Origin of the sequence: Acinetobacter bereziniae LMG 1003 = CIP 70.12, from assembly GCF_000368925.1 — a bacterium.
Lineage (GTDB): Bacteria > Pseudomonadota > Gammaproteobacteria > Pseudomonadales > Moraxellaceae > Acinetobacter > Acinetobacter bereziniae.
Genome location: NZ_KB849755.1, coordinates 770,088 through 794,787, shown reverse-complemented (window position 1 = coordinate 794,787; position 24,700 = coordinate 770,088). Strand labels below are relative to the sequence as shown.

Annotated in this window: 23 protein-coding genes; 12 read left to right on the top strand and 11 right to left on the bottom strand. The window is 37.1% G+C overall.

Annotation, left to right across the window (positions count from 1 at the left end):
- Window positions 1-156: 156 nt before the first annotated feature.
- Entirely contained in the window at window positions 157-1,383 is a 1,227-nt protein-coding gene (locus F938_RS05510; RefSeq protein ID WP_005030116.1) for an alpha/beta hydrolase family protein, read from the top strand.
- Window positions 1,384-1,451: 68 nt separating this feature from the next.
- Here the strand turns inward: F938_RS05510 and F938_RS05505 are convergent, their stop codons facing one another.
- The 3 genes from F938_RS05505 to F938_RS05495 form a co-directional block, all read right to left on the bottom strand.
- On the bottom strand, window positions 1,452-2,810 hold the full coding sequence (locus F938_RS05505; RefSeq protein WP_005030114.1) for a nucleobase:cation symporter-2 family protein: 1,359 nt from the start codon (window positions 2,808-2,810) through the stop codon (window positions 1,452-1,454).
- Between the two features lie 158 nt (window positions 2,811-2,968).
- A complete protein-coding gene (locus tag F938_RS05500; protein WP_005030112.1) occupies window positions 2,969-4,147 on the bottom strand; it encodes a YbfB/YjiJ family MFS transporter in 1,179 nt (392 codons plus the stop codon).
- Between the two features lie 173 nt (window positions 4,148-4,320).
- Complete coding sequence (locus F938_RS05495) at window positions 4,321-4,905, bottom strand: flavin reductase family protein (RefSeq protein WP_005030109.1); 585 nt, start codon at window positions 4,903-4,905, stop codon at window positions 4,321-4,323.
- A gap of 195 nt (window positions 4,906-5,100) precedes the next feature.
- On the opposite strand from F938_RS05495, the gene F938_RS05490 reads away from it, so the two are divergent.
- Window positions 5,101-6,492 (top strand): L-cystine transporter, encoded by a 1,392-nt coding sequence (locus tag F938_RS05490; protein ID WP_005030108.1) that lies wholly within the window; start codon window positions 5,101-5,103, stop codon window positions 6,490-6,492.
- Between the two features lie 60 nt (window positions 6,493-6,552).
- Here F938_RS05490 and F938_RS05485 read toward each other — a convergent pair whose 3' ends face one another.
- Window positions 6,553-7,389, bottom strand: a complete 837-nt coding sequence (locus tag F938_RS05485; RefSeq protein ID WP_228129507.1) for a hypothetical protein — start codon at window positions 7,387-7,389, stop codon at window positions 6,553-6,555.
- Window positions 7,390-7,541: 152 nt separating this feature from the next.
- Window positions 7,542-7,856 (bottom strand): DUF8200 family protein, encoded by a 315-nt coding sequence (locus tag F938_RS05480; protein WP_026040347.1) that lies wholly within the window; start codon window positions 7,854-7,856, stop codon window positions 7,542-7,544.
- Window positions 7,857-8,076: 220 nt separating this feature from the next.
- On the opposite strand from F938_RS05480, the gene F938_RS05475 reads away from it, so the two are divergent.
- From F938_RS05475 to F938_RS05455, 5 genes are all read left to right on the top strand, one after another.
- Entirely contained in the window at window positions 8,077-8,907 is an 831-nt protein-coding gene (locus tag F938_RS05475; protein WP_005030103.1) for a PhzF family phenazine biosynthesis protein, read from the top strand.
- Between the two features lie 480 nt (window positions 8,908-9,387).
- The gene (locus F938_RS05470; protein WP_005030101.1) at window positions 9,388-12,162 is read left to right on the top strand and encodes a M16 family metallopeptidase; all 2,775 of its coding nucleotides are present in this window, start codon (window positions 9,388-9,390) and stop codon (window positions 12,160-12,162) included.
- 113 nt (window positions 12,163-12,275) lie between these two features.
- Window positions 12,276-12,767: a YfbM family protein gene (locus F938_RS05465; RefSeq protein WP_005030099.1), complete on the top strand. Its 492-nt coding sequence runs from the start codon at window positions 12,276-12,278 to the stop codon at window positions 12,765-12,767.
- Between the two features lie 64 nt (window positions 12,768-12,831).
- Complete coding sequence (locus F938_RS05460; RefSeq protein WP_005029281.1) at window positions 12,832-13,344, top strand: helix-turn-helix domain-containing protein; 513 nt, start codon at window positions 12,832-12,834, stop codon at window positions 13,342-13,344.
- Window positions 13,341-14,186, top strand: coding sequence for an IS3 family transposase (locus tag F938_RS05455; RefSeq protein ID WP_010591792.1), 846 nt, complete (start codon window positions 13,341-13,343; stop codon window positions 14,184-14,186). Before F938_RS05460 ends, F938_RS05455 begins: the two co-directional genes overlap by 4 nt.
- A gap of 69 nt (window positions 14,187-14,255) precedes the next feature.
- On the opposite strand, the gene F938_RS05450 is transcribed toward F938_RS05455, so the two are convergent.
- On the bottom strand, window positions 14,256-15,035 hold the full coding sequence (locus F938_RS05450) for a ferredoxin--NADP reductase (RefSeq protein WP_004831549.1): 780 nt from the start codon (window positions 15,033-15,035) through the stop codon (window positions 14,256-14,258).
- A gap of 99 nt (window positions 15,036-15,134) precedes the next feature.
- Here F938_RS05450 and tsaA point away from each other — a divergent pair, with 99 nt between their 5' ends.
- A complete protein-coding gene (tsaA, locus tag F938_RS05445; RefSeq protein WP_005030097.1) occupies window positions 15,135-15,866 on the top strand; it encodes a tRNA (N6-threonylcarbamoyladenosine(37)-N6)-methyltransferase TrmO in 732 nt (243 codons plus the stop codon).
- A 110-nt stretch (window positions 15,867-15,976) separates the two neighbouring features.
- Here the strand turns inward: tsaA and F938_RS05440 are convergent, their stop codons facing one another.
- Window positions 15,977-17,434 carry a CYTH and CHAD domain-containing protein gene (locus F938_RS05440; protein ID WP_005030095.1) on the bottom strand — a complete coding sequence of 486 codons (1,458 nt, stop codon included), beginning with the start codon at window positions 17,432-17,434 and terminating at the stop codon, window positions 15,977-15,979.
- A gap of 180 nt (window positions 17,435-17,614) precedes the next feature.
- Window positions 17,615-19,075 (bottom strand): CYTH domain-containing protein, encoded by a 1,461-nt coding sequence (locus tag F938_RS05435; protein ID WP_005030091.1) that lies wholly within the window; start codon window positions 19,073-19,075, stop codon window positions 17,615-17,617.
- Window positions 19,076-19,283: 208 nt separating this feature from the next.
- Between F938_RS05435 and F938_RS05430 the strand changes: the two genes are divergently transcribed.
- The 4 genes from F938_RS05430 to F938_RS05415 all read left to right on the top strand — a co-directional run bounded on the left by F938_RS05430 (window position 19,284) and on the right by F938_RS05415 (window position 22,528).
- Window positions 19,284-19,667 (top strand): Mpo1-like protein, encoded by a 384-nt coding sequence (locus F938_RS05430; RefSeq protein WP_004831545.1) that lies wholly within the window; start codon window positions 19,284-19,286, stop codon window positions 19,665-19,667.
- A gap of 342 nt (window positions 19,668-20,009) precedes the next feature.
- On the top strand, window positions 20,010-20,633 hold the full coding sequence (thiE, locus tag F938_RS05425) for a thiamine phosphate synthase (RefSeq protein ID WP_005030089.1): 624 nt from the start codon (window positions 20,010-20,012) through the stop codon (window positions 20,631-20,633).
- A 38-nt stretch (window positions 20,634-20,671) separates the two neighbouring features.
- On the top strand, window positions 20,672-21,967 hold the full coding sequence (gene hemL / locus F938_RS05420) for a glutamate-1-semialdehyde 2,1-aminomutase (protein ID WP_005030087.1): 1,296 nt from the start codon (window positions 20,672-20,674) through the stop codon (window positions 21,965-21,967).
- A 144-nt stretch (window positions 21,968-22,111) separates the two neighbouring features.
- Window positions 22,112-22,528 (top strand): GlcG/HbpS family heme-binding protein, encoded by a 417-nt coding sequence (locus F938_RS05415; RefSeq protein WP_005030085.1) that lies wholly within the window; start codon window positions 22,112-22,114, stop codon window positions 22,526-22,528.
- Between the two features lie 67 nt (window positions 22,529-22,595).
- Here the strand turns inward: F938_RS05415 and F938_RS05410 are convergent, their stop codons facing one another.
- From F938_RS05410 to F938_RS05400, 3 genes are all read right to left on the bottom strand, one after another.
- Window positions 22,596-23,660 (bottom strand): amidohydrolase family protein, encoded by a 1,065-nt coding sequence (locus F938_RS05410; protein ID WP_005030082.1) that lies wholly within the window; start codon window positions 23,658-23,660, stop codon window positions 22,596-22,598.
- Window positions 23,661-23,863: 203 nt separating this feature from the next.
- Complete coding sequence (locus F938_RS05405) at window positions 23,864-24,268, bottom strand: DUF3144 domain-containing protein (protein ID WP_005030080.1); 405 nt, start codon at window positions 24,266-24,268, stop codon at window positions 23,864-23,866.
- A 53-nt stretch (window positions 24,269-24,321) separates the two neighbouring features.
- Complete coding sequence (locus F938_RS05400; RefSeq protein ID WP_004831535.1) at window positions 24,322-24,693, bottom strand: DUF3144 domain-containing protein; 372 nt, start codon at window positions 24,691-24,693, stop codon at window positions 24,322-24,324.
- Window positions 24,694-24,700: the final 7 nt, after the last annotated feature.

Genomic DNA, 24,700 nt, shown 5'->3' with positions numbered 1-24,700 from the left:
TAAAGTGTGATAAATCACATAAATTAAAATTAATTATTTGTATTTCTATATTATTTTACTCTTTGGTTAAAAGCATTCTAGCAAGATGCTTTTTTTTATGTTTAATTAGAGGGGAACACGGAGCTGTTCAAAAAAGAAAAATTTGAGGAATGGGTAATGAAAGTATTATTTAAACGGACACTATTGGCTATTACTTGTGGTTCAGCTTTATTTTTAAGCGCATGTAATGATGATGACAACTGGGATAATTGGAATAGTAATAAAAGTTATGTATCGGAAAGTTCATATAATTTAGACAGTATGAGTGAAGCATCCTCAGTCAAAGTCATGACCTATAATATGCCGAATGTTTTAGGGGAAACTAAAAAAGCCACAGCCATGGTTTTTGTGCCTAAAACAACAAGACCTGCGGAAGGTTGGAAAGTCGTGGTGTGGGAACATGGGACGGTAGGTGTAGGTGATAGCTGTGCGCCGAGTAAGAATGGCTTTAACCCACGTTTTAAAAATATGGCACAAAGCTTATTAAAAGAAGGCTATGTGGTGGTTGCACCTGACTATGAGGGCTTAGGAACACCGGGTATGCACCCATATTTGAATTTAAAGAGCGAAGCAAATTCAGCGATTTATGCGGTAAAAGCCTATAAAGATCATTATGGTAGTCAGATCAATGGTCAATGGATGTCCGTGGGGCAGTCTCAAGGTGGTCATGCTTCTTTAGGGACAGCAGAACTTTCTAATAGTGATACCAATTATAGAGGCGCAGTAGCAGGTGCACCTGCTTCAAGTTTAGGCTATATCATTTCTGTCGTTGCACCACAAGCAATTCGGAACCTTCTTCTCGCTGGCAAAGTCGAGACAGCAATCGATGTCTATGCAGAATTATTGGCTTATGCTGCTTATACAACTGTAGGAATCACTGCTTATGAGCCTCGTTTTAATTACCGAGAAGTATTCAAAGATCGTTCTAAGTTGATTGTAGAATTGGCAGAGGGCACAACGGGTGAAAATGGTTCATGTCTCGAAGATTTGAAGGGTAAATTTATTACAGATATTCGTGAATATTTGAACACGAATAGCGGTAAAACTGTTCTAGATTATCCAGGGCTTATTGATAACTTCCAAGAAAATTCAACAGTAAAAAAATTCTTAGTAGACAATCAGCCTGCAACCAAGAAAATTAATACACCTGTGATGATTATTCAGGGTAAATTAGATATGGCAGTACCTTATCAAGTGACTGAAAAATTACAGCAAGACTTAAAAAATATGGGTACAGATGTGACGTTCTTGCTGGTAGATGACCAAAATCATACAGGAGCAATTGTTGCAAAGAACGCTGAATTGGTTGCTTTTATTAAAAAGCATATGCCAATCACAAAATAATCTTTTAATGATTAAATGTAGTTATTGATATAAAAACAGAGCTTCAATAGAAGCTCTGTTTTTATAAATTAATGCGTCACTGTTTGTACAGTCTTAACTGGAGCTTTCACCGAGCTTTTACCAAAGGACAGATGATTAAAGAAGATATTCAGCATGACTGCTGTAATACAGGTCGTGGTAATCCCCGAGTGAAATAGGGTTTGTAATACTTTTGGGAATGCATTGAAAAACTCTGGACTAATCAACGGAATTAAACCCGCACAAATTGAAACTGCCACAATGATTAAATTGGACTGGATTTGATAATCGACTTTAGAAAGTGTACGAATCCCACTTGCAGCAACACTACCAAATAAAACGATACCCGCTCCACCCAGAACAGGCATCGGAATCGCTGCGACAATACGACCAAAAATAGGCAATAAACCCAAAACCACTAAAATTGCTCCACCTGTTGCAACAACAAAACGACTTTTCACACCTGAGATAGCGACCAAGCCAACATTTTGTACAAAAGCACATTGCATAAATGAACCGAATAAGGGGGCAATCGCTGAAGAAAGCATATCGGCTCTTAAACCATTTGCGAGACGGGGACTGTCCATTTTTGTATCTACAATTTCACCAATCGCCAATAGGCTGGCAGTAGTTTCAGTCAGGATCACAATACTGACAATACACATGGTCAAGATAGCAGACATTTCAAAAGTAGGAAGACCAAAGGCGAACAAATGTGGCAAAGCAAACAGCTCACCTTGAGTGACTTTAGAAAAGTCGGCAACGCCTAAAAAGATGGTGAATATCGCACCGACGATAATCGCAATCAATACTGCCAGACGTGCCATGGTTGCTGTACCAAAACGGCTGACCAAAAGTAGGATCGTGAGTGTGAATGCTGCAATTCCAATATTTTCTAATGAACCCCATGAGGGTGCTTTGGGATTTCCTCCCATAATCCAACGAATAGCAACGGGTAACAGTGAAATTCCGATAATTGTAATGATGGAACCTGTGACAATCGGTGGAAAGAAACGCACAATTTTTGAGAAAAATGGAGCAATCAACAAACCAAAAATAGAACTGACAATGGCTGCACCAAAAATTGTTTGAATATTACCGCCTGTAGTACCAATTGCAATCATACTTGCCACGGCAGCAAATGAAGTGCCCTGTACTATGGGCAGTTTTGCACCAAACCATTTCACTCCTAATGTTTGTAACAACGTAGCTAAACCACCAACAAGAATCGAGGCAGTAATTAATAGTGCAATTTCGGCTGTATTTAAACCAATGGCTGTCCCTACTACCAATGGGGCAGCGATTAAACCACCATACATGGTGAGTACATGTTGTAGACCAAAAGTCAGGTTTTTTCCTAAACTTAAAACTTCATCTTCAGGTTTGATTTTGTTAATTTCAGTGCTCATATGAAACCCTTCATGAATTTTTCATCAATGGTTTAGATGAGCAATTTGTATGCCAAACGGTAAAATATGAATAGATTTGGTTCTGCATGCGCAGCGAATGGCCTAAACGTAGGATGATACGTTCAATATTAAGTCATCATCCTTCTAAAAATCGTATTTTATGCCTGCGATTTAAACTTCATTCGGGTATAGATAAAAAATTGTAGTGTACCTATCAACAGCACCCCTGAAGCGAGTATGAATTGTTGATAATATGAAACACCCCAGTGTTGCAATGCGCTAAAACATAAACCACCAATCAGTTGAGTAATGGCAAATCCTAGCGTTGCGATACTCCATAAATTTTTATAGGCTGTATGATAAAGATTGAGAATCGTATAGGAGGTTAAGAACACCACAGCTGGATTGAGAAGCCCTGTAAAAAATGAGGAAATATAAGTAAAGATCGGATGAATAGAAAAGACTGCGACCAAAATTGCAACGACATAGATACTATATAATATTTTTAAGGCAGTAAAATTTCCAAATTTTCGTGCCAATAAGTAAGCACTGATCGCCCCCAAAGCACTGCCTGAACCATAAAGAATCCAGTTGAAATTAATCAGGTAGAGGTTGAGGTGTAAAGTGTTTTTTAGATAATCAATCCAAAATAATGAGTGTGGCACATAAGCAAAAGCACTACATGCATATACGATTAACACACTCAGATAAATACCATCCATCGAGCTGATAGAATTGTTATGGGTACTTGTTTGGTGTAAATAATCTTTAAACCCGTGTAAAAGATAGGCATTTATTAGGCAAATCAGTGCTGAAAACCCAAACAAAATCATCCAAGCTGATTGGGTACTGATTTGATCTAGATAGGGTAAAAACAAGGTGGCTGAAAGTACACCAATCCCAATACCACTAAAACCAATAAAATTGATACTCAAGCGTTCATCAGCTCGACAACAATGCGCCACAATACTGGGTGCAAGAATCATGATTAAGCCACCACTAATGCCTGAGATGATTCGCCAGAATACATACCATAGTTCAGAAAAACCTGAAAATGCACAACTGAGTAAGCTGATTGCACCTGCACAGGATGCAAGTACAAGATAACGAGGCAAATTGGCTGTGTGGGGAAGTTTCATCGACCAAAATGCACCGATGAGATAACCGAGTAAATTAGCACTTCCCAATATACTGGCAAAGCTACTATCCCAGTGGTAGGCGAGTCGGGTAGTGGGCAATAATGCAGTATAGGAAAATCGCAATATACCAATCGCTAAACAGGTACTTAGACAGAGAAAGACACTCAATTGAAGTTTATTTGAAACAGTCCTGTTCACTTACATATCATCCATTTTTCACTCAATTCACCATAAGGCGAATTGAAAAAAATGACAATAAATAATCAATATTTAGTTTGGGAATAATCCATCAATTGGTAAAAAAACAATATAAAGACAACACTGAACCCAACCGAATACCTTAAACACTCAGGCTCTGGTTGCAATAAAAATTAGGGTTGAATGAGGTTGGCATCGACAGGGTCACCAATGGTGTAATAATGCCCACCTGCAACATGATGCAGACTTTTCCACTCAGCATCTACTTCATGATAATACCAGTGCCCATTGCGGAAAACTCGGTCGTCTGCATAAGCCGCGATTACCTTGCCAATAAATAAATCATGTTCCTGCTGATAGTGTGGTTCTGGGATCAATTCACAGATCAGCCAAGCCGCACAGCCTTCCACTGCAGGCAGATCAAAACCTTCAAACTTGAATAAGGGGGTCTCACAATGTGATAGTTTTTCTGGATCGTTAAATTGACTGATTGAACCCAGTTGTTGCACCAGTTTTAGTTGTTTTAAGGTAGGAACTTGTAAAATGAAATAACCTGATTTTTCAATTAATAATCGTGTTTTTGTGCTTTTGTCTAAAACAACACTAACTTTAGCAGGCACTAATTCCAATGCACATGCCCATGCAGCAGCCATGACATTCTGCTCATGTTCATACTGCGTAGACACCAGTACGGTTGGACCATGATTTAGCAGACGATATGCTTTTGAAAGCTCAACAGCTTGGAGATGTTGATTCATATTACAACCTATATTGGGGACTTATTCATTATTTGCACATGCTTATATGAAATTCATATGAAGCAAATAAGATGATGTTTTTATTGTTGATTATGAGCAACAAAAAAATATCAGTTAAATCGCTAAAAGTGCTAAAGGCTATTGGATATTTCACAATAAGTTTATAATAAAACGATCAAAACTATTGGAACTCGAATGAACTATACGCTCATTTTGAATATTGTCATATTCATTGCCTTAATCATACTGTTAATGCAAACCAGAAAGACCGATTGGAGTCTGGCTAAAAAAGTGTTTGCAGGTTTGTGTTTGGGTGTTGTATTTGGGCTTGGATTACATTGGGTTTATGGTACAAATTCAGCAATTTTAACTGAATCTATTCAATGGTTTAACATTGTTGGTAATGGTTATGTGAAACTATTGCAGATGGTGGTAATGCCATTGGTTTTAGTTTCAATATTGAGTGCTGTGATCAAACTACACAATGCTTCATCACTGGGTAAAATTAGTGTAATAAGTATTGGTACATTGTTGATTACCACATTTATTGCAGCATTGGTTGGTGTTTTTGTCACCAATCTTTTTGGTTTAAGTGCGGCAGGTTTAGTACAAGGTACACAAGAAACAGCACGACTTGAAGCAATTCAAACGGATTATATTGGTAAAGTCACTGACTTAAATGTGCCAGATTTCATTTTATCATTTTTGCCGACCAATCCATTTGCAGAATTGACGGGAGCTCACCCAACTTCAATTATTAGTGTGGTTATTTTTGCAACCTTATTGGGCTTGGCTGGTTTAAATCTCATTAGAGATGATGCTGAAAAAGGGCAACGTATTGTCAGTGCAATTGATACTTTACAAGCTTGGGTCATGAAACTGGTTCGCTTGGTCATGACGCTTACGCCTTATGGTGTATTTGCATTAATTACAAAAGTGGTGGCAAGCTCGAATGCAGCGGATATCGTCAATCTAGGTGGTTTCCTTGTTGCTTCTTATCTGGGCTTAGCCATCATGTTTGGGGTACATGCACTGATCTTATTATTCACTGGTGTTAACCCGATTCGTTTCTTTAAAAAGGTTTTACCTGTACTGACTTTTGCTTTTACCAGTCGTTCAAGTGCAGCCAGTATTCCTTTAAATATTGAAGCACAAACACGCCGTTTAGGGATACCTGAGTCAATTGCCAGTTTTTCAGCATCGTTTGGTACGACCATCGGACAAAATGGCTGTGCAGGTTTATATCCAGCAATGCTTGCGGTCATGGTTGCACCGACTGTTGGGATTAACCCACTTGATCCTGTTTGGATTTTGACTTTGGTCTGCGTGGTAACACTCAGTTCAATTGGTGTTGCAGGTGTCGGTGGTGGTGCAACTTTTGCAGCGCTGATTGTATTACCCATTATGGGGCTACCCGTCACTTTAGTGGCGTTGTTAATCTCAATAGAACCTTTGATTGATATGGGACGTACGGCTTTAAATGTCGATGGCTCAATGACTGCTGGTGTGGTAACCAGTCAATTGATGGGACAAACGGACCAATCTATTTTACTTTCAGATGAGCAAGAAGATTTGCAACATAGCTGATCATTTTTCTCGATTGTCTGAGCATTAAAAACACCTAAATTTTATTTAGGTGTTTTTTATTTATTGATCCATCATTTCGTATATTTTATTGATTTTAAGCATATATTTTTTAGTTAATCGACTTTTTGATAAATTTGCTTTAAGAATTTTATTGATCTGCTGATGCTTTCTCTCAGCAAGCTTTGCAAGCAAATCAAAGCCGAGTAAAGGATCTGCAGCAACAAATACACTGAGTACGTATTCCAAACTTTTCTTCAATGTTTTAAAGGCTTCTGATTGATCTATTGTTTGATGATCAGACGGAAAAATATCGTTAAAGATTTGTTCACATAGATTTAAACAATATACAGTGTTAGCTGCGGTTGTTAAGAGAGGAGGGTGAGCAAGAGCGACTAAAATTCCTCTTTTTTCTAGCAGACTAGAATCAGGATATATCTGTTCGAACCAGTTTTTGACAGTTGAAAAATCTTGCTCCCCAATAATTTGGCACGCCATTGCTGCGGCTTCTCGAAGTCTCCAACGTGAATCATTCATCATGGTTTGAATTTGATTTAAAATGATTTTTTGATGAGTTGTGTCTTGAGAAAAATAACTCTGAGATAATCCGAGTAAAGCACTGAAAGGTAAAATTGTTTCGCGCGAATTACCGTCAGTTGATGTATTTAATAACTGCTCTAAAAATTCCCATAAGCTTTGAGATATTGAAATATTTGCAAAGTATCTGGCAAAGCTATAGCTCAGTTCTAAATTTGCGCGAGGTCCTGGTAAATTTGAGTGTGCTTTTAGATACACTTCGACTTGTTCGAATTTTGATTGATTCAAAAGTATGTTTAACTCATCTAAATAACGAGATTGCTTCATACATTTATCCCATATATGAAAGTTTAAATTTCTCAATACACTCAATGGATTCGATCAATTGCCTATACTGAAGAGGGATATACACATAAAATATAACTCCGATTTAATGCATTGATGCTTAGAAAGAAGTGATAAAGAATATGGAGTCATCGTCTCTTGTAAATTTATGGTGTTAATTTTAGAGTACGCTATCGCGATGCTTTATTACATTCTGCCAATTCTTTAGATTTTTTTGTCCAAATTTTACCCGCGCTATTTTTGTAAAAATTAATTTTTCCAATACGGGAGACCAAGCTTTGACATGAGTCAAGCGATAGTTGATTGCCCCATGGACCAGTCATTCGACAAACAGAACCATCACATTTCCAAACCACATTTGGACCATTTTCGATGGGAACAGTAACTTTTCCTTTATGTGTTGTTCCTGCAATCCAAGTGGTATTGGATGCACTTGCCCAAGGAGAAAAGAGTAAGCAACAGGTGATTACGCTGCTTTTACACATTGTTTGGGGATTCTTCATTTGATTATTCTTCATTATTATTGCCTATTTTTTGGGATAAAAAAATTATTCACCTGAAATACTATAATGAAAATGCTCGTTTTGTGAATGAAAAGTTTCATGAATTAAATATCTATATTCTGTACCCATTTTTATGCTTATATTGTATCTGTAATCATTTTTTTGCTTGACTTAGAATGTGTGAAAATAAGGAGTCTCTGTGATGAAAATGTACCAAGTTGATGCTTTTACACAACAATTATTTAAAGGAAATCCTGCGGCAGTTTTAGTTTTAGACGAATGGCTTGATCATGCCTTGATGCAGAATATTGCCTTGGAAAATAATTTGGCAGAAACGGCATTTGTAAAAAGAATCGACGATGAAAATTATCAGATTCGTTGGTTTACGCCAAAAGTTGAAGTGGACTTTTGTGGACATGCAACATTAGCATCAGCATTTGTTTTATTTAAAGACTATACGTCAGCCAAAACAATTCGTTTTCATGTGAAAGACTTAGGTATTTTTACCATTCAACAAGCCGATGATGGCAAGATTCAAATGAACTTTCCAATACGCAGACCGCAAAAAGTTACGGAATATCCTGAATTACTCAATCATGTGATTGATAAGCCTTTTAAAGAAGTGTATTTAAATGCTCAGGCTTATATTTTGGTCTGTGATTCGGCACAAGATGTGATTGATGCTCAAGCAAATTTGGTCAACATTACACGTATTGCAGAGGAATACAGTGTGAGTACAGCATTGACAGCAAGTTCGGGTGGTTTTGATGTGACCATCACTGCCGCTTCTGATCAATATGATTATGTTGCTCGCTATTTCGCTCCACACAAAGGAATCAATGAAGATCCTGTGACAGGGTCTATGCATACGGGTTTAGCGCCATTATGGGCTGAAAAATTAGCAAAAAATCAATTAATCGGTTATCAGGCTTCTGAGCGTGGTGGAACATTATTTTGCAATCTTCAAGCAGATAATCGTATTGAGATTTCAGGTTATGCTCAACTCTACATGCAAGCTGAGATCGTGATTTAAATAGACTGAATTGTATAGTCAATCTGTTGAAAAATTCATCCAGTTGAATATCATTTCTCTTGATCAATAAAATTAAAGCGATCAATATATTGTTTGATGATATAAAGCTTGCACTGCCACGCTTTAGCTCTAAAGTTTAAATTATTTTGCGTAGGCGATCCTTTACTTTTCGGAGATGAAAAGTAACAAAAATCTTCCGTTGAGCGAGGGGTACATCCTAATACCCCCGCTCAACATGGCGACATCCATGTAGCCTCGTGATAGCAAAACTGTTTATGATTCAAAAGTACAAAATAAATGAATCATCCAAATCACTTGTATGAATAATCAGGCGGTTTGACTATATTTATTCAGAAATGCTTACAAATGCCGTTGAAATAAACGGCTATTTTTTCAAAACTTAACTATAAATTATGTTCAGGATTTTTTAAGATGTCTCACTTATAAATGTTTAAAATTTAAAAAATTCTGGATTCTTTTATGCTTATGCGGTTGAAAAAACTCACATTCTCTCTCTGTATTCTTGGTTTCAGTGCGTCAACATTGGCTCAAACTGTTCTGGTTAAATCTGATCATAATATTGAAGAATATAAGCTAGAGAATGGCTTTCGGGTTTTACTTGCGCCAAACGACAAAGAAAATAAAGTGTTTATGAACACCGTATATTTAACGGGTTCTTTAAATGATCCACAGGGTAAAGGTGGTTTGGCTCATTTACTTGAGCATTTGGCTTTTAAAGGCACGCAAGATGTGAAAGGTGAAGAGTTTCAACGCCGTTTAGATCAATACACGTTGATGACCAATGCCAGCACAGATTATTACTCAACCAAATATACCAATATTATTCGCCCAGACCAAAATATCTTAAATGAAGTGATCTACTTAGAATCACAGCGTATGGATAAATTGGTACTCCAAGAAAAATTTGTTCCATCTGAAATTAATATTGTCATGCGTGAACGTGAAGTGCGCATGGATCAGCCTTTTGCTGTATTAATGGATCAGATGTGGAAAGCAGCTTATGGTAATCAATCTTTAGGACGTTTACCTATTGGTGACTTATCTGAACTGCAATCGATTAAAATGAGTGAATTAAATAAATTCTATAAAGATTGGTATGCACCGAATAATGCGGTCATGGTGATTTCAGGTAAATTTGATAAGGTAGAAGTTTTAAAAGCGATTGATAAAAATTTCAGCCCGATTTCTGCACGTCAAACCCCGCAACAAGCTCAAGTGCCATTATTAGATTCTGCAAAAATTAAAAATCGTGATTTCACTGTGAAAAAAGGCAGCGATCTTGCCAAATTTAATATTTATATGAATGGTAAGAATGAGAAAATTCAACCAGCACTCGCACTTGCTCCTTATCTCTATACTTTGCAACCGAGCGGTCATCTCTACTCAAGTATGGTGGAAACAGGTATAGCGACCAACGTTCAGTCAACAACATGGTTAGATGATGATTTTAATTTGGTGTTTATGGGGGCAATTTATGCACCGAATCATGACGCTAAAAAAATTGATCAATCCTTGATTTCTGGTGTGGAGCAGAACCCAAGCTTTAATGATGTCGAGTTAAAACGCGTTAAAAACTTAATTCAGAATGCACACGATAACCTAATGAGCAGTGCAACTGCTGTAGGAGGCATGTTAAGTGACTATGTGGTGACTTCTCATGGTGATTGGGCGCAATATTTTAAAGATCAACAACGCATTCAAAATTTGACAGTGAATGAAACCAATTCAACTTTAAAGTCGTTCTTCACCCAACAACATCGTTTCCATGGTGATATTCAACCTACACCAGAAGATCAGAAAAAAGCTTTAGAACAAAAACAAGCAACTGAAAAACCGAAAACACTTGATCAGCAGGCAGCAGCAGTTGAACCATTGAAAGATGTCAGTGTTTACCAAGCTGAAGTTGCTCAGTACGTTCAACAGTCAAAACAGTACTTAGAGGCGACAGAGAAAAAGATTCAACGCGGAACATTGAAAAATGGAATGCAATATGCTTTGTTCCCAACCTCGACACGTGATGATAAAACCTATGCGACAATTGAGGTGAATTTTGGTACAGCAGAGGCTTTAAAAAATAAATCGCAAATTTTAGATTTTATGGCTTATTTATTGTTGCGCGCATCCGAGCAATATAGCTTACAGAATATTGCAGATAAAACCATTGAGGCAGGCGGTGATGCAACTGCAGCAGCCATTGATAATGGGATAACTATTCAAATTTCAGCGAAAAAAGAAAAATTTGAAGATTTCTTCAAATATATCGTTTCTGTAATGAAAAATCCTAAATTTGAACAATCACAATTTGATCTGATTAAATTACAGAGTCTTTCGAGTTTAGACCGTCCCTATACTGAGCCAGAAACGGTTTCCTCTTTAACAATAGCGCGTCTATTGGAAACCTATCAACCAGGAGATTTGCGTTATCATTTTGAACCTGAATTGGCAAAACAGCAGATTCAGGCAGCGACCAATCAACAGGTGATTGACCTGTATAAAAAGTATTTTGCAATGGATCACGGCTTCATTTCTGTGACAGGACAATATGATGCCAAAGCTATGCAAAAGTTACTTAATCAACAGTTTGGAAATTGGACGGGTAAACAACCATACCAACGCTTATCGACTGAATTTAATACTTACAAAGCACAAAAAGTGCATGCACTGTCAGAACAACGTGAATTTGGTAGTTATCAGGCATTACAGACTTTACCTGTAGGTGTAGACAATAAAGATGCAGCCGCATTAATTGTGTTTAGTTATATTCTTGGCGATTCCCAGTTATCTTCTCGTTTAGGACAGGAATTGCGTGAGAAGAATGCCTTGGTTTACGGTTTTGGCAGTCAACTTAACTTAGATTCTTTCAATGATGCTGGAGCTTTATCGATCGAAGCCAATTACACCGCAGGAAAATCTGCTGAAGTATCACAAGTGGTTCGTAAGGTATTGCAGGATTTACTCACTACTGGCGTGACCAGTCAAGAGTTGGAAGCGGCAAAAGCCAATATTATGAAGCAGCGTGTAACCTCATTGGAAGATGAGCGGATCATTCATCGTATGCTTAACAGCCAACTTGAACGCAATAAAAAAATGGATAGTCGTGGTTTACGTGATCAAGAATTTGCCAAGCTGACTAAGGCTGATGTTGATGCTGCGATTAAAAAATATATTAAACCAGAGCAATTGGTTGAAGTCATGGCTGATCAATATGGGCAAGCTCAGAAAGGTATAAATTGATCGCCTAAATTAAAAATTAGTTTGAGTAAAGTATAGGGTCTGTTCACAGACCCTATACTTATATGGTTTTTTGATTTATAAATTCGAAGAATAATGAAAAAAGAGTGAAAACAATGTCAATGATCGGCAATTTATTGAGTATTTCAACGCAACAATTAGAAGACTTTATTCAGTCACCAAATTTACTTGAAGCTTATGTTTATGGTGATCAAAAAGATCAACAATCACAAACTTTGGATTTGGATAAGACATGGCATTCCATTCATTTTATCTTAAATGGTGATGCTTATGGAGGACAAGGTCCTTTAGCAATGGTGTTTTTCGGTGGTAAAGAGATTGGTGAGGATTTAGGAATCGGTCCAGCCAGATACTTAACAGCGGAGCAAGTGAAGCAAGTTGCGAACGCAGTAGAGCAGGTCAGTGATCATCAGTTTTCAAAGCAATATGATATTGAAGCCTTGGACCAAGCTGATATTTATCCAAATATGTGGGATGAAGACAGTGAGGAAGGGTTACAGTATATTTTGCCGTATTTTAAAGACTTAAAACAATTCTATCAAGAAGCGGCACTCAGAAATCAGGCTGTGTTGATTTATATTCATTAATCATTAAAAAACCGAGGCGTTGAACTGAACCCTATAAGTTGGACACAACTTATAGGGTATTTTTATGAAATACAATTTAAAGTTTAAACAAGCAGTCATTGCTTATTATGCTCAAGGCCATTCTAGTTTATCAACAGCCAAGCATTTTTCGATTAGTGATAAGGATGTCTCTAAATGGTTGGCTCAATTCAACTTAGGTGGAATTGATGCAATAAAACCAAAACAGAATAAGACAATTTATACAGCTGAATTTAAATATAAAGTATTAACAACTATGCAGGATGAGCGATTAAGTTTATCTGATACAGCTCTTCGTTTTGGTATTTCTTCCCCGAGTTTGATCAGTGTATGGCGTAAAATCTATCAAACCGATGGTATGCTTGGACTAGAACCAAAGTCTAAAGGAAGAGCACCCATGTCTAAAAATAAACATAAATATATTGTTGATAAACCTGATCATGAAAAAACAACTGCTGAGCTTCAGCATGAACTACTCTATTTACGCGCTGAGAATGCTTACTTAAAAAAGCTCGACGCCTTGCTGAATCCACCCAAAAAGGACAACAAGCAAGGTTGATTGATCAGATGAGTACTGAGTTTGCTTTGCCATTGCTTTTAGATATTGCTGAGTTATCGAGGAGTAGTTTCTACTATCATAAAGCCAAGCTAAATGCCGTAGATAAATATGCAGAGCTCAAGCAACGAATTTGCCAAATTTATGATCAGCATAAAGGTAGATATGGTTATAGACGAATCACTTTAGCCTTGAAGCAACAAGGTCTTCATCATAACCATAAATTGATTGCTAGGTTGATGAGAGGCTTTGGTTTAATTTCATTGATTCGGCGTAAAAAGTACAATGCCTACAAAGGTACATCCAATAAAATAGTCAAAAATAAACTCAAACGTAACTTTGAAGCGAAGCGACCCAATAAGCGTTGGCTGACAGATATAACCGAATTTAAAGTTGCTGATACGAAGTTATATTTATCTCCGATTTTAGACTGCTATAACAATGAGATTGTGAGCTATACACTTTCAAGACGCCCAGTATTTCAACTTGTTAAAGATATGCTTGATCAAGCCATAAGTCATTTACCAAACTCACGAAAACACAAGCTTATGCTTCATTCAGATCAAGGCTGGCATTATCAAATGAGCCAATTTAGGAGTACGCTTAAAGCGAATAAGATTAAGCAAAGTATGAGTAGAAAAGGGAATTGTTGGGACAATGCTTTGATGGAGAGTTTCTTTGGTACATTAAAATCAGAGACGATTTATCTAGAGAAACCAGAAAGCATTGAAGTCTTAGAGCAACAAATTCATGACTACATCCATTACTATAATCATGAGAGAATACAAATTAAACTAAAAGGATTGAGCCCTGTTCAATTCAGAACTCAATCCAGCGTTAACTAAACTGTCCAAGATTTGGGGTTCAGTACACGTTGACCTCGGTTTATCATTTTAATCTTTAACGATTAAAACTTATTTTTCAACAAATGCACGTTCGATTACGTAGTCGCCCAATACACCCATTTTTGGTGATTCTTTAAGACCATGTTGATCCAATAGTGCCACAACATCATCAAGAAATGCTGGGCTACCGCATAACATTGCACGGTCAGTTTCTGGATTAAAACGTGGTAAACCGATTTTTTCAAATAAAGCGCCCGTTTCAATTGCAGTCGTTACACGACCTTGTGTATGAAAGTCTTCACGCGTTACTGTTGGGTAGTAAACCAATTTATCTTTGATGCCTAATTCTTCAAAGAACTCATTGTTTGGAAGTTCATTGAGAATAAGATCTTGATATGCCAATTCAGAAATAAAACGTGTTCCGTGGACAACAATCACTTTTTCAAAGCGTTCGTAAGTTTCAGGGTCACGAATGGTTGATAAGAATGGTGCAAGTCCAGTCCCAGAAGAAAGAAGGTAAAGATTCTTACCTGGATTTAAATCGTCAAGGACTAAAGTTCCAGTCGGTTTTTTCGAAACCAAGATTTCATCGCCAACTTTTACTTTTTGTAAAATAGACGTCAAAGGACCATCAGGTACTTTGATTGAGAAAAACTCTAATTCTTCTTCGTAGTTAGCGCTAGCAATCGAATATGCGCGCATTAAAGGCTTACCATTGACTTCAAGACCAATCATCACAAATTGACCATTTTTAAAACGTAATGCAGTATCACGTGTGGTCTTAAAACTGAATAAAGTGTCATTCCAGTGGTGTACGTGAGTAATCTTTTCGACGTTGAAAGCAGCCATTAAAGGTCTCAATAAATTATCAAATTAGAACAGCTTGCTATTCTAATCTAAAATCATTCTCGATAAACTGAATATATTTAATTGAGCTTATCAGAAAAAATGATTATGACGGAGTTGAGTCTTCCAATTATTGGTATTATGCGTTCACCTTATGTGGAAAAATTTGGGATTCCTCGGCAACCGAATTTGGTTCAGGTCGAATCTTTTATTGAAATGCTCGCCCCTTATAATGTTATGGAGGCATTTGATGGAATTGAAGAATTTAGCCATTTATGGCTGATCTGGCAGTTTCATGACAATAAAAATCAGCAACAACTGGATAAATTTCGACCCCAAGTCCGTCCGCCACGATTAGGTGGCAATAAGAAAATAGGGGTATTTGCTACACGCAGTATGTATCGTCCAGCACCTGTTGGATTGTCGGTTGTTCAACTTAAACAGGTCAAAAAAGTGGGCAATACTGTGCGTGTTTATGTGACAGGAAGTGACTTATTAAATGGTACACCCATTTTAGATATCAAACCTTATATCCAGTATTCTGACGCTGTGTTGGATGCGCAAAGCGGTTATGCACAAGATCGACCTGTTGTTAAACAAGTACGTTGGTCAGAACATGCATGTCAATCTAGAACAGGTTTATTACAACAAGCAAAAATTGATCAGCAATATATTGCTGAACTTGAGTCAGTATTGGCATTGGATCCACGTCCAGCCTATCAAGACGATGCGCAAAGAATTTATGGGATGCGTTTTGGACAGATGAATATTAAATTTAGCTGTAGTGATGAAGCAATTGTTATCCAAGAAATCATGCTCTATGAGCAGACTTAAACACTATGAATAGAGCAAAATGATGAGAATTTTTAATGTATTACTCGTTAAAAAGGAATTTCTCAATTTATGCTAGCACTCATTTAGCATTTGGCTTTTCTGGAAGCTCCTTACTGCAATGTACTTATTTGAGCAAAGTCGAGTAAGTCTTGCTGAGACTGTTGTAAAACATGTTGTTTTTCTGCGGCAATCCATCCCAAAGCAAACCAAACTTGCGGTTCTGTTTTGACTAATTTTGTTAAAATCTCTTCTGCTACAATAAAATCATTGTATAGACCTAAACTCTCTTGAGCAGGTTTTATTGATTTTAAGTATTTTTTAACAGCTTTTTTATCACACAAGGATGAAACAAATTCTAGGCTATAGCGCAAACGTTTTAAATTCTTACGTGTTTTGTGTCGTGCTTCTATGTCTAGGTTTAAGTAGTTTTGAGCGTCTAATTGAATTTTTTGATGTAATTTACTGATTTTCTTTAATGCTAATTTGTGTGCTGAGGTTTTTGTTTTTTCAGTTGAATCTTGTTCGATGAATTGAATCAATGAAAGAATTAAATAGTTAAAATTAAATGACCTAAATAGTTTAGTTAATTTCTGTTTATCTGTAGTTTCTGATTCAGGCAACTTAAATTTTGGAGCACCTACCGCTTCTAGCTGAGGTAAGAGTTCTTCACGAATCACATCTAAATCTCGTGTTGAACCAAGCTGTCTAAACAATTCTGTTAATTGCGTTTGCCAGGTTGGGTCAATATGCAAAGACCAACCAGAAAAGGTTTTAATTGCACTACGTAAACGGCGGATAGCGACACGTGCCTGATGGACATGCTTGGAGTTAAAGTTACCCGAAGCAATCGCCGTGCTGTTGGGAAGCAAATGATTAAGGCAGTTATTGAACATCTTTTTTAACACTATTTCAGCTGTGTCTTTTGCATCTAGCTGTAAAGATGTTTGAAATTCTACAGGATTGTCTTGGATGCTTTGTGCCAATTGAAAACCTTGTTGTGCTTTGCTTCTGACATCCAACCACAAGCCATAGCGTTTCACACGGGGCAATATAAAAGAAATCAGATCTTGTACTGTGCCTTGTTTAAGTTCAAATTCAAGTTCATGCAAAGTTAAACGATCGTCTTGGGTAAAAATTTGTCCTTGGTCATAACTGACTTCAATTTGACTATTTTGAAAATGGAAAACGCTTAATCTTCTTTCAATGTCTGTTTGAAACTGAATTTCAAGCAAACTTTTATTTTGTTCTAATAATGTTTGAATACTTTTATCAATCTGTTTATTTTTTAAATAAACTTCAAGATCTAACTCAGTTTCATCTGTTGCTAAAACATGTTCAAACTCAGCACGTTTAAGCTTTTGTTCCGTTGGAAGTTTCAGAGTTTGCACCCATTGATCATTTTCAAGCCGTTGACGAAGCGAAATAGAATGTTCTGATAATATAAAAGATGGAGTGTCGTAATACTTTGCTTGTAGATGTAAGCTGCGATCATTTTTTCTTTGAAATGCTTTAATGAGAGCATCTTGCTTTTCTTGCGGAATCTGGAATTTTAATTCGATTTCAAACATCTTAATCTTCTCATTTTCGCTAGTATCAAAATGATTCTAATCTGATCAATCGTATTTTTGAGAATTTTTAAAAAATGATTACAAATCAAATGCTCAGTTGAAGATTTATACTGTGTTTTATTCTTGGTTGAAATATGTAAAGAGATGATTTTTATTTTAAAAATCATCTCTTTACAGTTATTATTTTAAGAATTTACGACTGACTAAGAACTGCTCCGTGGCTTCGAGTAATTTTTCAGCATATACCTCTTGCTTGGCAGTCAGCCATCCTAAAGCAAACCAATCGCTTGCGTCTAAGTCAGTTTGTTGTAAATAAGAAGAGGAGGATGCCAATACTTGATATTGCTCACAGGCTTGTTGAGCATCGTTCAAAGATTTACCGTATTTCTGCAAATTTTTAACATCATAGATCTGGGTTAAAATTGGAAAACTAAACTTCAGTTCATTTAAATGCTGTGCCAATGCTTCAAGACTTTCAAGATCCGAAAGATCAGCACCATTCAAACTCTCTTGGAGCTGTTTGTACTGATGTTGCAGAGTATTTTGTGCAAACCATTTCAAATCATGTGCTTGGGACTTTTCTGATTGCCCCAAACTAAACATTAATAATTCTAGGTAGTGTTGAACATTTTGAGTAGATTTGACGAGATTAATTAACTTTTCATTGGCATATAAAATGTCTTTATCTAGGCTCTCAGCCGTTTTTGGATTTTGTAGTAAAGCCCCTAACGTGCGTTGCATATGTTCAAAATGTTGTAAATTTTTAAAATGACTCTCAAAAGCGGAAAGTTGGTGTGCCCATTTTTCTGTTTTGCTGTCTGTCCAATCTTTAAATAATGATAAGGTTAAATGGAGGTGGTGGAGGGCAGTTTGAGCTTGAAGAATATGTTCAGGTTCAGCGACTTGTGCGGAAATTGCGGCAATATTAGGTAGTAAATGTTGTAGTTGATTGGCAATCAGCCCACGTAAGTTTTTATCAGCAGTGTCTTTCTTATTTAAATGAGGCTCTTTTGCAAGTGTTGCGGAACTAACTTTGTGACCAAGCAGCAACAGGTTTCCAAATTCAGCTTTACTGCGGACATCTAACCAAAGTTGGTATTTTTTAACCCATTCAAAGCTAAAAGCTAAAAGTGATTGAATTGAACCGCTTTTTAATTCAAATTCAACTTCATGAATGTCTTGCTTTGCTGTTTCAGTTCTGACTTCACCGATATCTAAACTGATTTCAATTTCAGCATCTTCAAAAGTGATTACTCGGGTGGTGCGCTGAATATCAGTTTCGAACTGTAATTGTAAGTCTTGGATTTTATCACCTAAAGCATTTTTAAGTATGGCGAGTACTTCAGGCTTATTTTCGTAAATTTTGAGATCTAAACTTGGTGTTTCTGATCGTTCACCTAAATCAATATTGTCTTCAAAGCGTTCTAAATGATTTTTGGTTGCCGCTTTTAAAGTCTGTATCCAGCGTGTGCCTTCTAAACGTTGGCGAAGTGCAGCGCCTTGTTGAGAAAGTTGACGATCAGGGGTATCGTAGTATTTTGCTTGTAGGTGAATGATCTCAGATTTTTTAGGGTCTATTGCTTTGAGTATTGCATTGCGACGAGCTTCGGAAATTTGAAACTTTAATTCAACTTCAAGCATGTGAAAATCCTAAAAATGATCGTGTTGATTGAAGACTTAACTTTTTCTTCATGTTTAATTCGACATTGTAACGCAAAATTGCTGGTAAAATGCTGATGGAACGTATCCTTTCCACAAGAATGCACAATTAACACACTATATTTAATTTGGCTTTTAATGCAGCATAAAATAAACTAAGCTGACTAAAAATAAAACAGGATGATTGAACATGAATGCCCAAGTAGAGCCTAAATCGGAATTAGAGCAATACCCTAAATTTGAACTTCCAATTAAAAACTATTCGGAGTTTTATCGTTTTTATCTAACAGAACACCGCAACATTATGAGTCGCCGTTTACATGCAGCGGGAAGTAGCATTGGTATTTATTTCTTCACTCAAGCAATTCGCCAACGTAAAGCCAAATACGTGCTATATGGATTAGTTTCAGGTTATGCCTGTGCTTGGGTGGGACATTTCGTTTTCGAAAAAAATAAGCCTGCCAGCTTTAAGCAACCTTTATATAGCTTTATTTCAGATTGGCGTATGCTCTCCGATATTTTACGAGGCAATCTAAGTTTGAAGGATCGCCGTTTGGATAAAATTGACAGTTGATTCATGTCACTTCTTGAGCTTACTTTCATAAGAGTGCCAATATAGATTTTGTTAGATTCAAAAACTTTAGCGTAGATTAAACATACAATAAACTCAGATCTATGATGTGTAAACTGACCTGAAACAGTGACATAACATTGATCTGAGCATTTCATCGAAGAATAGCCAGCACAAGCCAGCTAAACTAAAAAAGAAATGGCAATGTTATTTTAGGCTGTTGTATTCAGCTTATTCGGTTAATTGTTTCAAAAAACATAAACACTTGTAAAACATCAGTATAGCTTCTGATCTTATTATTCATTAAAGTACAAATTGAAAAGTGTATTATGAATCGAGTAACTCATGCGCGGTCTTTATCTCATCACCAATGATGATCCAATTGAACTTTTATTAGCAAAATTAGAAGGTGCAATGGCAACCTATGAGGTTGCTGTTCTGCAATATCGTCGCAAGAAAGTGCCAAAACAAGATCAGGACTATGAAATTGAGTACATGAAATCCATGTGCGCACAATACAAAGTACCTTTTGTGATAAATGACGATTTAGACGCTGCGATTAAATATGGTGTGGGTGTACACTTAGGTCAAGGTGATGGTTCAATCGTTGAAGCGGTAGCTCGTTTACCGAAAGGGGTCCTCGTAGGGCGAAGCTGTAACAATTCGATCGAACTTGCCGAACAAGCAATTGCAGATGGTGCAAACTATGTTGCTTTTGGGGCAATCTACGCGACAAATACTAAACCAGAAGCTGGAAATATTGGTCTCGATACCTTAAAACAAGCCAAAGCTAAATTTGATGTACCAATCTGTGCGATTGGTGGTTTGACTGTTGAAAATTCAGCACCTGTGATCGAAGCCGGCGCCGACCTTTGTGCTGTAATTAGTGATATATTAGGACGCACTTTATCTGGTGTCACTGTACGTACCCAAGAATGGGCAGATTTATTTACTGCTCACAAAGCCTAAGCTTATCTTTGTAATTTGTTTTTTAGTCGAGTAATCTCATGACGTTATCTGCCAAGCAAGAACAATTGTTTAAACAAGCCAGTAAACATATTCCGGGGGGCGTGAACTCTCCCGTACGTGCGTTTAATGGCGTCGGTGGTACGCCAATATTCATCGAAAAGGCCAAAGGGGCTTATTTGTATGATGTCGATGGTAAGCGTTATGTAGATTACGTTGGTTCTTGGGGTCCGATGATTTTGGGGCATGCACATCCTGATATTATCCAAGCTGTCCAAGAAGCAGCAGTTGATGGTTTAAGTTTTGGTGCACCCACTGTTCATGAAACTACACTTGCAGATTTAATTTGTGAAATCATGCCATCCATTGAATTAGTTCGTATGACCAATTCTGGTACAGAAGCGACCATGACCGCTATTCGATTAGCACGTGGCTATACTGGACGTGACATGATTGTTAAATTTGAAGGTTGCTATCACGGACATTCAGACTCGCTCTTGGTAAAAGCAGGTTCGGGGATGTTGACCATGGGTGAACCAACCTCAAAAGGAGTACCTGCGGACTTTGCCAAGCATACTGTCACTTTGCCATATAACGATATTGAGGCAGTTAAAGCGTGTTTTGCGAAGTATGGTCATGAAATCGCAGGTGTAATTGTTGAACCTGTAGCAGGGAATATGAATCTGGTTAAGCCCGTAAAAGGCTTTTTAGAAACTATCCGCGAACAATGTGATCAATATCAATCTGTATTTATCATTGATGAAGTCATGACGGGTTTCCGTGTTGCGCTTGGTGGTGCTCAGGCGTATTACAATGTAAAACCAGACTTAACCACTTTGGGTAAAATTATTGGTGCTGGTTTACCTGTAGGTGCATTTGGTGGTAAACGTGAAATTATGGAATGTATTGCACCTTTAGGTGGTGTTTATCAAGCAGGTACTTTGTCGGGTAATCCATTGGCAATGCGCGCGGGCGTAAAAATGTTTGAAACACTTCGCCAAGCCAACTTCTATACGGATTTAACAGCAAAACTAGATAAATTACTGCAAGGCTTGCAAGCTGCTGCTGATGAAGCAGGAATTCCATTCTTTACCCAACAAGCAGGGGGATTATTTGGAATTTACTTTACAGATCAAACAGAAATTACCAGTTTTGATCATATTTTGAAATGTGATATTGATGCTTTCCGTAAATTTTTCCACGGTATGTTAAACCGAGGTGTAAATCTTGCACCTTCGGCATTTGAAGCTGGATTTATCTCTGCTGCACATAGTGATGAGGATATTGCTTTTACCCTTCAAGCTGCCAAAGAAACCTTTGCTGAAATGAAGCGATAACTCAATTTTACCCCATGTAGATTGCGGTAATAAATGAGCAGAATGAGCAGTCATTTTTCGTAAAGCTTCATTTAGAATAAAAGCCCATAGCCTTTGTACTATGGGTTTTTTTAAATTTTAAATACGATAATTATGGACGAAAATATGCAAACTAAACATTATTTAACGCTATCTGATGCAGAATTTTTATTGAACAAAGCACAACAATACGCTGTAGAACATCAGTTCAATGTCAGTATAGCTATTGTCGATGAAACTGGAAATTTATTGGCAATGAAGCGCATGGATGGTGCATCGGCAATGTCAGCAAATTTTTGTCAAGAAAAAGCCAAATGCTCAGCACTGAGTCGTAGACCTTCTAGCGCTTATGAAAACATGATCAAAAATGGTCAATTCGGATTTTTATCCATGAATGCAGGTTTAGGCATGCTCGAGGGCGGAGAACCGATTTTATATCAAGATCATGTAGTGGGTGCGGTAGGTATATCAGGAGTAAAATCATTTGAAGATGCTGAAATTGCTCGACATGCCATTCAAGCCTTTCTTGCACAATTTGATTGAAACTTGATGCTTGAGTGAATGATGAGATTAAAGTGGCATTTGGAAATACCACTTTAATCTTGTTCAATCATAAACGATAGAATTGTTTAGCATTATGATGAAAGACTTTTTCAAGTGCATTTTCATCATATTGCATCACAATATCACTAAAAGCATCAATGATATTGACGAGGCTGGTATTCACTCGATCCATTGGAAAGTTGGAAGCAAACATGACTCGATATGTCCCAAAACTTTCTAAAGCATGCAGAATAAGTGGGGCAACAAGATCAATAATTTGCTGTTTCGATGCCAATTGTTTGTTTTTATAAAATTGATGCCCGAGGACAGGCATAAATAGCCCCGACATTTTTGTATAGACATTTGGAAGAGTAGATAATTCTGCAATATCTTCCTGCCATTGATAAAAGATGTTTTCCCGTGCTGTTTTAGACAATCCGGTATTTTGACCCACCTTGCCAAATAATCCTGCTGGTGTTCCCAAATGATCTAAAACGATGGAGGTTTCAGGAAAAATTTTTGCAAGTTCAATCACATCTGCAATTTGCTGAGAATATACCCACGCATCAAAACTAAGGTTATGTTGAGCCAGTTGTTCAAAGCCTTTTAAAAATTTCTTTTGGGTATACAAGTGTGGTGTGTCTGTCCAATTATGCACACCTTTATCTTCATGGAAGGCAGCCATACGCCGTATACCACGTAATCGTTTAGATGCTTTTTGATGCAGTTTTAAAATTTTCTTAAAATTGCTATCACAAGGGTCAGCGGTAGCAACAATACCACCCAGTTTCACTGTATCTTCATTAAATGGTAAGGACTCAATAAATTCTGTTTCACCAACTACACCTTTACCTTTATGTTTTGCCCAACTTGCTTCGATATGAACAACCTGTTCAACGGCATAGTGCTGTAGATCATTTTTATAATCCTGTGGCAAATAAGGGCGTGTAATATGCTCGGTCAACCCAACAGTCTCAATCAAATCTTTGGGTTTAACCAAACGAACCATTTTATCTAACAGAAAAGGGCGCTGACCTAAAAGCTTCACAGCAAAAGCAGCTGCATGAGGCGTGCTATACGGATCCCACTGATGAATATGTGGATCAATGAGTGGAAAATTAAGTGTATGCATATAACGTCCAAATTGTTATTTATTATGCACATACCATACAATATTTTTATAAAACATGAATATTATTTGTTCGTAAATATTGCATTAGAAATATAGATGATTAGCGATTTTGACGTATTAATTTTATCAAGAAGAAGGATTTAGCCTCTAATATACAGAGGCTAGCGTCATATTTTTCTGAAACAAGTGATCAACTAAAACCATCAATGCTGATGATCATGCCCATCGTGATCATGTTTGTGCGTATGAAAATTTTCATCTTTTCGGAAACGCAGATAGTTTTCAAATTGCTCACAATATTCATCATAATTGTCTTCAAGCATCATTTGAAATTGCTGTAATACATAAGACATAACTTGTTCTTTTGCATCACGCATTTCATTGCCATCTTTGAAATTATTGGCAGCAACCCAAGTGTTAAAACGAGCAGTCGCAAACAACATCGCAGCACTGACTTGACCACGAAGCTCTTCAGGCTTTGCTTGTTTTCCCTTGACTGGGCGACAGAATTCATTGGCTTGTTTGATAAACTCATCTGCACGCTCAAAAAAAACAGCATTTAAAGCTTCTTCTTCAGTGATATCAGTCGCGTTGATTTTTTGAGACATGGTTTTTCCACATTAGGTATTTCATTGGTGAGCTATTATAGGCAATCCAGTGTTCAAACGAAACGCTTTACTTCATCCGTATCAGATTGGGGAAAATAACTTTCGAAATTTTCCTGATACTCGTCAAGATGGTCTTCAAGCATCAATTTAAATTGTTCGGTGTAATAGTCTAGGATCACTTGTCGATCAGCTTTAAAGTCTGGTGCATTTTGATAAGAGCAAGCTGCATGCCAAACACTATAGCGAGCATTAGCATACATAAAAGAGGCACTGACACTGCCTGGATTTGCGCTGAGATGAGAGACTTGATGATCAGCATCAGCGAATTGATTGGCAAGTGCTATAAACTCATCAGCACGTTCGTAAAAACTTTCATCTGAGTCAACTTGTTCAGTTTCTTCAAAAAAATCATTATTTTCAGACATAAGCTTT

What these genes read in the sequence shown, in the direction of transcription:
- F938_RS05510 (WP_005030116.1), top strand. Translation starts at nt 157, where the DNA reads ATGAAAGTATTATTTAAACGGACACTATTGGCTATTACTTGTGGTTCA.
- F938_RS05505 (WP_005030114.1), bottom strand. Translation starts at nt 2,810, where the DNA reads ATGAGCACTGAAATTAACAAAATCAAACCTGAAGATGAAGTTTTAAGT.
- F938_RS05495 (WP_005030109.1), bottom strand. Translation starts at nt 4,905, where the DNA reads ATGAATCAACATCTCCAAGCTGTTGAGCTTTCAAAAGCATATCGTCTG.
- F938_RS05490 (WP_005030108.1), top strand. Translation starts at nt 5,101, where the DNA reads ATGAACTATACGCTCATTTTGAATATTGTCATATTCATTGCCTTAATC.
- F938_RS05480 (WP_026040347.1), bottom strand. Translation starts at nt 7,856, where the DNA reads ATGTGTAAAAGCAGCGTAATCACCTGTTGCTTACTCTTTTCTCCTTGG.
- F938_RS05475 (WP_005030103.1), top strand. Translation starts at nt 8,077, where the DNA reads ATGAAAATGTACCAAGTTGATGCTTTTACACAACAATTATTTAAAGGA.
- F938_RS05470 (WP_005030101.1), top strand. Translation starts at nt 9,388, where the DNA reads ATGCTTATGCGGTTGAAAAAACTCACATTCTCTCTCTGTATTCTTGGT.
- F938_RS05465 (WP_005030099.1), top strand. Translation starts at nt 12,276, where the DNA reads ATGTCAATGATCGGCAATTTATTGAGTATTTCAACGCAACAATTAGAA.
- F938_RS05460 (WP_005029281.1), top strand. Translation starts at nt 12,832, where the DNA reads ATGAAATACAATTTAAAGTTTAAACAAGCAGTCATTGCTTATTATGCT.
- F938_RS05450 (WP_004831549.1), bottom strand. Translation starts at nt 15,035, where the DNA reads ATGGCTGCTTTCAACGTCGAAAAGATTACTCACGTACACCACTGGAAT.
- tsaA (WP_005030097.1), top strand. Translation starts at nt 15,135, where the DNA reads ATGATTATGACGGAGTTGAGTCTTCCAATTATTGGTATTATGCGTTCA.
- F938_RS05440 (WP_005030095.1), bottom strand. Translation starts at nt 17,434, where the DNA reads ATGTTTGAAATCGAATTAAAATTCCAGATTCCGCAAGAAAAGCAAGAT.
- F938_RS05435 (WP_005030091.1), bottom strand. Translation starts at nt 19,075, where the DNA reads ATGCTTGAAGTTGAATTAAAGTTTCAAATTTCCGAAGCTCGTCGCAAT.
- F938_RS05430 (WP_004831545.1), top strand. Translation starts at nt 19,284, where the DNA reads ATGAATGCCCAAGTAGAGCCTAAATCGGAATTAGAGCAATACCCTAAA.
- thiE (WP_005030089.1), top strand. Translation starts at nt 20,010, where the DNA reads ATGCGCGGTCTTTATCTCATCACCAATGATGATCCAATTGAACTTTTA.
- hemL (WP_005030087.1), top strand. Translation starts at nt 20,672, where the DNA reads ATGACGTTATCTGCCAAGCAAGAACAATTGTTTAAACAAGCCAGTAAA.
- F938_RS05415 (WP_005030085.1), top strand. Translation starts at nt 22,112, where the DNA reads ATGCAAACTAAACATTATTTAACGCTATCTGATGCAGAATTTTTATTG.
- F938_RS05410 (WP_005030082.1), bottom strand. Translation starts at nt 23,660, where the DNA reads ATGCATACACTTAATTTTCCACTCATTGATCCACATATTCATCAGTGG.
- F938_RS05405 (WP_005030080.1), bottom strand. Translation starts at nt 24,268, where the DNA reads ATGTCTCAAAAAATCAACGCGACTGATATCACTGAAGAAGAAGCTTTA.
- F938_RS05400 (WP_004831535.1), bottom strand. Translation starts at nt 24,693, where the DNA reads ATGTCTGAAAATAATGATTTTTTTGAAGAAACTGAACAAGTTGACTCA.